Source organism: Streptomyces sp. SID13666 (assembly GCF_010548325.1).
In the GTDB taxonomy this organism is placed as follows: domain Bacteria; phylum Actinomycetota; class Actinomycetes; order Streptomycetales; family Streptomycetaceae; genus Actinacidiphila; species Actinacidiphila fildesensis.
Window position 1 is genome coordinate 1 of the sequence record NZ_JAAGLX010000200.1, and the last position, 425, is coordinate 425.

Annotated in this window: 1 protein-coding gene; it reads right to left on the bottom strand. The window is 58.1% G+C overall.

Annotated features, from left to right (window positions below; translation table 11 throughout):
• Positions 1-425 (bottom strand): hypothetical protein (locus tag G3I60_RS44085; protein ID WP_164608591.1); only part of this gene is annotated, 425 nt, incomplete at both ends.

Consider the following 425-nt stretch of genomic DNA (forward strand, 5'->3'; position numbering starts at 1 on the left):
TATAACGGGCCGGACGCAGACCGTTACGGTCCAGCGTCGCACCAATCTGGCGGCCATCGGTAAAGGCAACGGCAGCAGGACCATCCCATGGCTCCATGAGAGCCGCATGATATTCGTAGAACGCGCGGCGTTCGTCCGACATCAGCTTGTTGCCCGACCATGCTTCCGGGATCAGTATCATCATCGCATGTGCGAGGCTGTAGCCACCCTGATGCAGGAATTCGAGCGCGTTATCGAAGCAGGCAGTGTCCGACTGGCCTTCGTAGGAAATCGGCCAGAGCTTGGAAATATCGTTGCCGAACAGCTCCGAATCCACCGATGCCTGACGGGCAGCCATCCAGTTAACGTTGCCGCGCAGCGTGTTGATTTCGCCGTTATGCGCAACCATGCGATATGGATGCGCCAGACGCCATGACGGGAAAGTG